This is a genomic window from Vicinamibacterales bacterium (genome assembly GCA_036504215.1).
Classification (GTDB): Bacteria; Acidobacteriota; Vicinamibacteria; order Vicinamibacterales; family Fen-181; genus FEN-299.
The window spans coordinates 168,391-178,866 of the sequence record DASXVO010000040.1 but is presented as its reverse complement, the minus strand read 5'-3'; the positions used below and the strand labels follow the sequence as shown (position 1 = coordinate 178,866).

Sequence of the window (10,476 nt, the reverse complement as noted above, 5' to 3'; positions counted from 1 at the left end):
GCCCTGGCAAACGTCCGACAGAGCAGAGACCTCACCGCGCGACAGCTGACGGAGGCTGCGCCCATGGGATCAGCCCGTACTTCAGCTCGACCTCCAGCACCAAACCTTCAAGGACCGGGCGATCCATCATGGCCGAGAGGATCGACTGCCACGAGCATCGGCGAAGGACGGTGGGATCCAGTAACGCCTCCTGAAGCACCTCGAAGGTTCCGTTCCTGCGCGGTCGGAAGGCTGGATTCCGAGCATCGTAGATGAGAAGCGCGTGCCCTCGCGAGCAGCCAGGCCGGTTTGCCGCCAGGATGTTGCGGATCAACTGGTAGGGTTCGCACATTGGACAATCACGGCGGCCGTGCCACTTGTTGATGTTCACGACAGTCGGCACCTCCTCCCAGTACTTGACGCCCAGGTCGGCAAGTGGACAGCGCAGCCCGGTCGCATTCAACGGATTCTGTCCGCCGCAGTGGCGATCGCTGGCCGGAGGAAGGAGTGCGCGGGAACAGCGGCCGACTTCGGACTCGGTGAGCTTGCACTCTACGCACACTGTGCTATCCCCCGCGATCAACACATCGATGCTCGTACTGGTCCGTTCACCTGGCAGCTTCGCGTCATGCTCGAGCACAATGCTGTTGGCGAGGATTGGGCCGGGACCGAACGCGGGGCCGCCGTTGCCATCGGACGCAACTGCTTCGAGCACGTCGGAGTGACCGAGAATCTTCAGATTTCCGAAGATGCTAAGGGCCAAGGCCTGGGAGCTCTTCATCGACCGAAACCATCGATGGCGCCTCTTCTGAGGGATGAGCGCACGAACAGCGGCAGCCTTGGCTGGTTCTCGAGACACCACGACGTTCTGGGCTTCCGACTCCTTGTTGAAGACCGGCGGGTTCGGACTGGCAGCGTACCTCCTGTCGAACAACTCGTCGTGATCGCCAAACCGCAGCGCTCGGTAGAGCCACAGTCGGTCCGTCAGATAGTCGACATACTCCGCCGGGCCACCGTGCGTAGGGGCTCTCTCGGTGCCTTCCGGTTGGTTCAATGTGCCCTCAGATTGTCTCTTTCTGAAATCGGCGACGGCCGCTTGCGCGAGCAGGTGGGCTATGTCTTCCTCGAGTTCGGGAGTCATCCTGCGGAGTCGCCCCTCCATGCAGAACTGTCCGCGTTGGCCTCGCCGTCCTGGGGTGGCCTCGAGAAGGGCGCGAAAGAGCGTCCCTCCGTCGTCGGAGGGTCGATACTCTGGCGGCGGCTGCTTTCTAGCAGGGGACGTGATCGAGTCCCTCTGCCGTTCTTTCTTGGGCATTCCGTCGATCTCGTGCGCTCTTGTGGTTACCAGGCCAGTGAGTCGGCGTCACCTTGTGCTCGGCCGAGTTCTTGCGGAGGTGGTCTTTGCCTCGGACTGCGGGAGCTTCGGCCTCGCCGGCGTTCGCTGACCGGCCGCCTTCTTGGCCCAGTAGCCGCGGGGCGGCTTTGGGATCTTGAGCCATCGGCACACCTTGGCGATCGCCACGCCGGAAAGTCCGTACCGGGCAGCCACCTTCTCGGCGGGTTCGGCCCAGATTTCCTCGTAGAGCGTCTTCCGGTCGAAGCGTCGCATCCATGCCGGCAGATCGCGGCGCACTTCCTTTTCCACTTTGTTCACCCGACGCCCGGGGAGAATGAGTCCGAGACGCGACAGTTGCTCGTGGCATCGGGCAACGTGCTGGCGCATCTGCGCCACACGCAGAAGCTCTTGCACGGCCGCCTCGCCGTTTTCGTTCTTCAGCAGCCGACCGAGCAGTTCGACGGACACCTCAGGCTCGAGCCGGTACAAGATGTGTCTCGTAGCGTTTAGGGTCGATGGATCCGGCTTCCACATCGCTCCCTGCTGCAGCAGCAGCTTGATCGCGTCACACCCGCTTGACACCTTGTATGCGGAAGGCTGACGAGCGGCCCCGTAGGGGTTCCGGGCTCTGAAGTTGTCCCAGCGGACATATCGGATGCACGCGTCGAGCGCGCTGGAGCCTCCATCCGCTCGGTCGTTCGGATTCGCCCCCAGGTCGAGGAGATAGGCGAGCGTGTCTCGATCGGCGCCGAACGCTGCCTTGTCGAGCAGCACGGGGAAGTTGTCGCTGCTAACGGGCTTGAGCCGCTTCAGCACCTTGACGTTGCGGCTCCAAGCCGCTTCCTCCAGGGCCGTTGTGTGGAATTCAGGATTGTCGGCGTTTTCGAGATCATCCAGGACGGGGCCGCGTGATCGTGGATTTCCGCCCGCCCACATCAATAGACTCACCCACTTCAGATTTCCCTCTTGGCAGAACTGACGGAGAGCGATGTCTATCTGCTCCTGCAGATCGGCCGCGATGTCCGGCCGGCTCCTGCGGCAGTCCAAGTAGGAGCCGATTACGGTCTTCACTCGCAGTTGGTGGAAAGCGTGGGCAAACGGATAGCCCGTTACCGGGTCCGCTCCCAGCTCGAGGAACCTCGCAACGATGGCACGATCGGCGGTCAGAAGAACATCGAGGAGCGGCACGGACCGAATATCGGCGCCGTGCGTCAGAGCCAGTTCGACGAATGCCCGACGGTCGAACAACAACGCCTCCCGGAGTACGGAGTCCTTGGCTACCTGGCTCTGTTCGTGACGGAGAAGCAGTTCGACTAGGCTGTGGAAGCCAGTGGACATCGCAACGCCCAACGGCGTCTTCCTGATCTCCTTGGGGACCAGAATCGACCGGCCGGACCGAATCCACTCTTCGACTTCGTAGAGCCTTCCTGCCTCACAAAGTCGCACCAGCTCCTTGGCGTCGTCCGGCGACAGCGGATCGCTCACTGGATACCTCCCTGTTCGGGAGCGCCCAAGGGAGGACGGCTTGGAGGGCGCCTCAATTCGCCCTCGACTCCCGGCGTTCGCCATAGGCTAGCGCGAGCGCCTTCGAGTCACCGGTCTAGCCCGCCGCAGATGCTCCTCGTGATCTGGGGGTGCCCACAACAGGCGGTCCATCTGCCTTTGCGTCCATCTCAACGGTCTGGCAACGGCCGGTGGCATTGGGAACTCTGGATCTCTGACAGCCCTTCGAAGGCAACTGGGGCTGACGCGGAGCGTCTGTGCCACGGCCTTCAGGGAGAGCGTCGGCCGTTCACCCTCGAGAGGCCGCGCCCAGAACCTCGGCTCGTGGGGCGCGGTCAGACGCCACCAAGGCAGCGGTGTCCGCCGATTCGTGCCGGCCTGCTTCTTGAGCGGTCCGGTGAACGTGCGGTAGTACTCCCCGTCTTCCTGCGCCAAGAACCAGGCGACGACACATCCGCTCACGCGCAACTGGCGATCGAGCCACGGAAGCGGTGGAAACGGTAGAAGGTCCGGCACGCGACGCCACATCTTCACGTGCGAAAGGGGAAGCCGGAAGATGCTTGCCAGGTCCGCTTCGAGGCATACCGCGGGAATCTCGTCCACCGACTTGGGCGGCGAAGGGGCTTTCATTCCTGCCACCAGCGCCGCTTGAAGCGGTCCGCGTACGAGTGCGGAGCTTGAACCGTACCATGCGGCGGGCAGTGAAGCGGACAATGGCAACACCGCGGTCGTTCATAGTCGAGCATGGTGAGGCGCGCGCGCTCGTGTTCATCGAGAGCGATAAACTTCCAGACCTGCGGCTTGGAGAAGGTGAGGCTCGTCGCGTCGACTTCGCGGCGTCCCGTTTTTCGGCGTCGACCACGTGCCTGGTACCCGTGGTAGGGAAGACGCGGGATCGGAAACGAGTCTTCCTGAACCAGCTGCCATGCCCGATACTCCGGAATGCCTGTGGCAGCGAGCATCTCCTTCCAGAGAACGACGAGTGGCAGGTCCTCAGGCGCAATAGTGGCCGGGGTCCAGCGACGAGACACTCGGAGACGATACCATCGTTCGGGACGACGTCAACCGGGACCGCGGGATGCGCGCCATGTGGCAACCGTGGTAGTACCTACCGCAATATGCGGATCCGTCGAGAGGCGCTGTACGAACAGATCTGGCGACAGCCGATGACGAAGGTGGCGAGCAAGCTCGACGTCTCCTCCAACTACCTCGCGCGCGTGTGCGACTCGCTGAACGTTCCGCACCCGCCCAGGGGCTATTGGGCGCGCAAGGCCGCTGGCGAGACGCTGGCGGTGCCGGATCTGCCGCCAGCGAAGCCCGGAGATCCAGTCGAGTGGGTTCGCGGCCAGGCGGTACCCGAGCACGCATCGTTTGCCGAGTACTCCCCACCGCCCTTGGTGAGGGCGGCAAAGCCGAAGCCGGGCTCCGCGCACCATCCGCTGGTCAGCGCGTGGCAGGGTTCCCTCGAACAGGCCTCGCCCGACGACCTTGGCTATCTCTGGCCGGCGAAGCGGAACATTGTAGACGCCTTCGTCACCAAAGGCACACTCAGGGCCGCCGCCATGGTGTTGAACGCCCTGTTCAACGAACTCGAGAATCGCGGGCACACCGTTCGGCTGGAGTCGTCCTACAAGCGGCCTGAACTGGACATCGGGCGGATTGCGCCGGTGATCGGCTATGGAACGCTCCGCAGCTGGGAGCCTGGACGGGCGACCATCGCAATCGTCTCGGACATTCGGATCGGCCTGACTCTATTCGAGCCTGCCGAACACGTGCGCGTGAGACGCGTTGGAGCCGACCGGTTTGTTCGAATCACTGACCTTCCACCGGTCAGACGTTATGCTCCCCAGTCGCCGCACGAGACGGACTTGACGCGGGACATGACGACGGGTCATCTCGCTTTGAAGGCGTACTCGCCCATCTACGACACGGAGTGGTCGCAACAGTGGCCGGAGGACGGCCCCGGTGACTTGGTGACTCGCGTGGGCGACATCGCCGCGGCACTCGAGGCAGCTGCTCCGCAGATTGCCCAACTGGCCGCGGAAGCCGACCAACGTGCGGAGGCAAAGAGGCGGGCGGCAGAAGCCGAACACAGGGCCTGGCGTAGACGTGAACGAGCGCAGGCCCGCGCCCAGGCGCGACAGCGATCGCTGGAGGAATTACGAGCGATCGCGACAGCGTGGAAGGAGGCGCAGGCCCTTCGAGGGCTCCTCGAGGAGTTGAGCCGTCGCGCCGAAGCAATGGAGCCAGCCGACAAGGCGGAACTCGAATCGCGGATAACGGCGGCGAGGGCGCTTCTCGATGCGGAGGATGCAGTCGAACGCTTCATCACGTGGAGGTTGCCGGCATCCACGACGGACTCTGAGGAGGACCAAGACGACTGACCGATGGATAGCCCAGGCGTGCTTTCGCGAATCCTGGGGCCAGCGCCGGTCATCTGATGTTGTCGCTACGGGGCGACGCGCGTCCGGTCTCTCGGCGACGCCGCCAGATCAAGATTCACAGTCAATTGAATCCTCTGATCACTCGCCGACACAATCGGAAGGTGGTGCGGGACAATGGTGACTAACGCAGTCCTGGCCGCGTCTGGTCGACGAGCGCAACGAAATTGGACCACATCTGTGCGCTCGCCTGACCTACGGCCAGATTCCAGAGCTTCGCCAGATGCTTCTCCACGAGCGCCACGTCCCAGGGCATCGCAGGAGCGCCGCCCACTTGAACATACGGACCGTCCGTTTCGGACAAGATCTGAGTTCTCGGAATCCGCGCGATGATCTCCCGGCCCTTCGCCGATCGGATCATGGCCGGATTGACCGAAAGCAGGTGCCCTGCAGTGATGACGTCATCGAGCGTCTTTAGCGTCCCTGAATACCAGTGGAAGATCGCGCGCTTGACGCCGAACTGATCGAGCACGGCCAATACGTCCGCTTCGGCGCCTCGCGAGTGCAGCGATACCACCTTTGGCGTCACACCCACCAGGCCGGCGACGAAGCGAAAGGACTCCAACTGTCGCTGCCTCCTGGCCCGTCCTTCGTTCGAGTAATCAAGACCCACTTCACCGATGAACGACGTGGTGGCGAAGTACGCCTCGAAGTCGGCGAGCTCGCCACAATGCTCTGCCGCCGCCAGCGGGTGAAGGCCAAGCGCGAGCCGCACCTTCGCCAGCTTGCGGACATGGGGGAGGCCCGCCCTGAAGTGACTCGGGAGATTCGTTACCGCGATCGTGAACACGCCTTTGTCCGCCGCCTGTTCCGCGACGCTGCGCGCGTCGCGGTATCGATCTAAATGGCAGTGGCTGTCGAGCATGTTCAGCGCGTCATCCCGGCCGCGCGTTGAATCGCGGCCGTCCCTTTGTCCCGCGCCAGATTCCGAATCTCGTCCATCGCTCGCTGCACCAGCGACGCATAGCCCGTCAGACGGCTGACGTCCAGAGGCCCGCTCGCCATCAAGGTGCTGGCAATCTCCTCAGACGATGGATTGCGTCGGAGCAGCGACAGGCAAGCCCTGAAATCTCTGCCGGCGTCATCCTCGCCGGATACGTCCACCTCGCCGGCGCACACATCGTTGCCGTACACCTCGTCGTCGCGCCCCGCCTGGTGAAGCGCTGCGCGTCTGTAGATGCAGGGCATGCACTGACCGCAGCTCCTCGCCGTCGTGCGCTTCCAGTGCCCGCGCCGGCTGCGCTTCGCGCAGGACACAGTCAACGGTGCCAGCCGGGCCAGAAGCTCCGGATTCGCACAGTAACTGACGACTTCACCCTTGGTCTTGCCCGCGAGCGGGTTTGCGAACCTGTTCGCAAAGCCGACGCGTCGAAGCGCGCGCCCGAGCACCTCAAGGTAGTACGGGTGCGCAGTTCGTGTGCTGCATGACCCGCGCCGCGACGGCGTGAGCGGAAAGTTGAGCGCAATGGTTCCGTTCTCCGGGATCAGAAGCGGCACCTCAGGACCGATCGTTGAGGCCCCGTACATCCCCAGCGCGATGAAAAGCAACGAACGACTGCGCAATGTGATCTCATCGCCCGAGGGGGCCTGGCCGATCCGAACAAAGATCGGCCGCAGCCGCTGCGGATACGCAGCCCGAAGCGGTTCGATAAGGTTGCGCTGGTCGGAGAACGGTCCGGCCATGTCGCCGTCATGGTGCCCGATCAGCAGCAGCTTCGACCCTTCCTGCTCTAGGTGGTCGATCGCACCGACGAGCGAGTCGAGACCACCGGAGAACAGGCAGACCGTGTTGAGTGCGGCTGTCGGAATGACGACTTGCCTGTGGCGTGTGCGTGGAGCACGGCGCAGAAACGCAATCTGTCCGCTCAGCGGCGCAAATGCAAAGCGCCAACGATCGCCGGTGAGAAACGTGATCGCTTCGGTCAGCTCCGGTAACGCAGCGTTCCAACGTCCGGGATCTGACACCGGCATCGACAGCGAACACTCGCGCGTCCAGCCATCCTGCGCCGTCGCTCTGACGATTGTCTTGTCGAGCGCGTATACGGCGCTGGCCAGGACCAGGAAGTCCAGGGCCAGCGGATTCGGATTCCGAAGCGTACGCAGCATCGAATACTGAATGTCGAGCGTGCAGAGGCGCGTGCCATCCTCGTACAACGCCATCACCGCGATCCCTTCGTCGCGGTGCGCTTCGCATCCAATCCTGAGGTCGATATTGTGCATCACGTCACGAACACGGCAAGTGTGGCCTGCATGATGTCGGCGCAGAGCTTGGCGCCTTCCTGTGCCGCCCACTGGATTGTCGAGATGACGCGACGACCCACTCGGTTGATGAGTGTTGCCTTGATGAACTCCCTGATGTCGTCGAGAAATGCGAGCGCCTTCGACTCGCCCTTCTTCTGCACGAGCCGCTCGAAGAACACGCGGCAGAACTGCTCGAATAGATATAAGCCGAAATAGTCGCGCAGCACGACATCGAGGTTCGCGGGTTGCTCTTGGAGAATCCGCTCAAGCTGGTCGGGCGTCTGCGCGTCTTTGAGAAGTTCCTCCTGAAGGCGCGCGAGCGCCGTGCGCGCATCTACGTCGTCGATCGTGCTGGCTGATCCGCCGAGTCGGTCGATGAGCGCTGCCAGTATTTCCTGAACCGGTCTTCCTACAAGATCGGCGAGGCCTTCGCGCCGCAACGCTTCGGCAAGGCCGACTGCGGCGACGGCGCTAATGAAGCCGCCGAGGCGCCGCGCGACTGCGCTCCCGGCGCTGCCGCCGATCGTGCCCCCGGAACCGGCACTGCTGCTCATACCAGCAGGCCCGCCATTTGCCTGAATGAAATGACCGATGATGCGCCCGGCGGTTGCCGCGCTCGCAGCTCCCTCATTGGCGGCCGCCGTCACTTCCCGCTTCAGCGGTCCCCACGATCCCGGCGCGCTATAGCTGGTTGACGTCCCCATCGGCTACTCGTTCGCTGTGTCAATCGCCTTGCCGACCGTGGTGTCGGTTCCGCGCAGCTGATCGACTGCCGGTCCGAGCACATCGCGATAGGCCGGCTTGTTCTTGAGCAGCGTTACGGTCCACAGGCCCAAGGTACCCGGCATCTCGGGCGCTGGAGTGTTGGTCAGCACCCGGGCGAGAGTGGCCGCCGCACCGTCCACGTCCGCTTCAGTCAGCGCTCGCAGCGGCTCGTAGGATTTGAGATCCGCCGGTCGTACCGCAATCTCCCGTTCAAGTAACTGGTACATGACAGCACGTTCGTCGGCCCCGAGCGTCTTCGCCGTCGCGACTGCTTGATTGCGCTTTGGCGCTAGACCAGTGGCAAAGTCACCGATCACTGCGCGTACGATCGGCGGCACCATCGTGATACCGGAGAACGTCGACTCCAGCCGGTCGCGCGAGACCCAAAAGTAATCCCGAAGGTCCGTGCGGACCAGCGATGGTTCCATCGCGGCCCACCTCGTTGTCCACGCCTTCGACCAGCCCGGCAGGAGATCCTTCGCCGTGTCCTTCACCTTCGCCTTCGCGGGCTCGCGGCCTTGGTTCTCCACAATCTCAAGGATTTCGACGTGGCCGTCGGCATTGATCCTGTTGAACAGATCAACAAACAGGTCGGGCTCGACGTACTCGAGAATCATCAATTTCACCAGCTTATTCGTCTCGATCGTCTGGTCGAGGCCAGCGACGCTGGCGAGCTCCTTGCGCAGCATCAGCGCGTTCAGAAACCTTTTCACCTGACGCGGATTTCCCTTCAGCCCATCCGCCATGAGCGGGCTTGCGGCGACTGCGAGAGCAAGATGCGAGGCCAGAGGTTTCGGGACGTTGCCAGACAACGCCTGCCAGACGCCGCCGTAGCCGAATGCCCCGTAACGATTGGCTTTGCGCGCTGCGTGCGCTGCCTTCACGCAAAGGCCTGCATCCTCGTCTTTCAAGTGCACGCTGCAAAAGAGCAGCGTCATGTACGTTTCAATCTCCGCCGCGGATAGCCGCGGAATCGCGTACGGCACCTGGACCAGTTTCTCAAGGTAGTCGCGCACCAGCTGATCTTCCGCAGCGAGCGCCGACGCTCGGCGCGCTTCGTCGCCGCCGTGTGATACCGGACGCGCGTAACGAGAGCGGATCGCATGCTCCACTATGCGGCGGTCAGCGCCGATGACGAAGGCTGTATTCTTCACGCTCAGAAACAGTTTGACGGCCTCGAGATTCTCGACGATGCGGTCCGGGGAGCAACGGTCAAGGTCGTCAATCAGGACGACGAGCGACTCGATCTTCGCCTCGGCCAGCAGCGTGGCAAATTCCCTTCTGAACGTCCGCACATCAATCGCTTCGTCCTTGGGCAGTCCCTTCCACAGCTCGCCGGAATCATCGAGCGCCGGAGTCTCGGGCTCCCCTTCGGACTTCCCACCTGCAGCGAAGAACTGGCTCAGGCCTGAGGCCGCGAGCACCGCAGCGGGCACCGCCGCCGCGCCGCCTGTCATAGCTGCGGCGGCCGCCGGGAGCACTGCATATTTGAAGGAAAGCCGCACGAGGCGCATTGCGTTGATGCCCTTGAGGAGTCTAAGGGCGTTCTTACGAACCTTTGCACCGAATCGCTGATGCTCATGGAGCTGCAGCAGGACGGCGCTCAGGATCGCCGCCTTTGCGTCGTCGTAGCCTTCGAACTCCCAGGTGTTGACATAAACGACGGCTGTCCCTTCGCACTGGATGGCCTCCAGACTCCCCTTCTCCCAGGACTCGGGCGACAGGCCGTGCTCGAGCATCCGCATGATGCTCGTCTTGCCCCCGCCCCAGTCGCCGAACACGCCTACGGTAACAGGCAACAACTTGGGGTTGAGGACCACCGCGCGAACGAGGTCGGCGTGGACCTGGAAGCCAATCAGATCGTCGGCGGTTTCGTTGTCGGGCCACATAAGGTTCTCGTCGCCGCGGAGTGCGCTTGGCCGGTCACGGCTCACTCGGTCGTTGGCTGGTTTCTTGTGATGGCCGGTTCTGGTCGTCAGCTCCCTGGTGGGGGCGCCTCCAGAGACGCCGCGCCCGAGCGAATTATCCGCGCATCGCGCGCGAGTAGCAAATTCACTCGCAGCGCCCGGACACCGTAGTCATTGTAGTGCGCGAGTCGTGATCGCGGCGTGGCGCGGCTGAACATGCCGGAGACGACGTCGCGCCGCCACCTTCTGGGCCGGTCCAGACGAGACCCTCGCCGTAAAGCGGCTCGCGGTCGTATCGCGCGAG

At 63.3% G+C, this 10,476-nt stretch carries 7 protein-coding genes; 1 reads left to right on the top strand and 6 read right to left on the bottom strand.

Features of this window, described 5'->3' with window-relative positions:
* Nucleotides 1-31 precede the first annotated feature (31 nt).
* Nucleotides 32-760, bottom strand: a complete 729-nt coding sequence (locus VGK32_12725) for a hypothetical protein (GenBank protein HEY3382630.1) — start codon at nucleotides 758-760, stop codon at nucleotides 32-34.
* 582 nt (nucleotides 761-1,342) lie between these two features.
* Nucleotides 1,343-2,800, bottom strand: coding sequence for a hypothetical protein (locus tag VGK32_12720; GenBank protein ID HEY3382629.1), 1,458 nt, complete (start codon nucleotides 2,798-2,800; stop codon nucleotides 1,343-1,345).
* A gap of 1,136 nt (nucleotides 2,801-3,936) precedes the next feature.
* Between VGK32_12720 and VGK32_12715 the strand changes: the two genes are divergently transcribed.
* A complete protein-coding gene (locus tag VGK32_12715; GenBank protein HEY3382628.1) occupies nucleotides 3,937-5,202 on the top strand; it encodes a hypothetical protein in 1,266 nt (421 codons plus the stop codon).
* A gap of 181 nt (nucleotides 5,203-5,383) precedes the next feature.
* Here the strand turns inward: VGK32_12715 and VGK32_12710 are convergent, their stop codons facing one another.
* From VGK32_12710 to VGK32_12695, 4 genes are read right to left on the bottom strand one after another with little or no spacing between them, the layout of a single operon-like run.
* The gene (locus VGK32_12710) at nucleotides 5,384-6,124 is read right to left on the bottom strand and encodes a TatD family hydrolase (GenBank protein HEY3382627.1); all 741 of its coding nucleotides are present in this window, start codon (nucleotides 6,122-6,124) and stop codon (nucleotides 5,384-5,386) included.
* A gap of 2 nt (nucleotides 6,125-6,126) precedes the next feature.
* Entirely contained in the window at nucleotides 6,127-7,419 is a 1,293-nt protein-coding gene (gene qatC, locus VGK32_12705; protein ID HEY3382626.1) for a Qat anti-phage system QueC-like protein QatC, read from the bottom strand.
* Nucleotides 7,420-7,478: 59 nt separating this feature from the next.
* Nucleotides 7,479-8,147: a hypothetical protein gene (locus VGK32_12700; protein HEY3382625.1), complete on the bottom strand. Its 669-nt coding sequence runs from the start codon at nucleotides 8,145-8,147 to the stop codon at nucleotides 7,479-7,481.
* Nucleotides 8,148-8,207: 60 nt separating this feature from the next.
* A complete protein-coding gene (locus tag VGK32_12695) occupies nucleotides 8,208-10,154 on the bottom strand; it encodes a P-loop NTPase fold protein (protein ID HEY3382624.1) in 1,947 nt (648 codons plus the stop codon).
* Nucleotides 10,155-10,476: the final 322 nt, after the last annotated feature.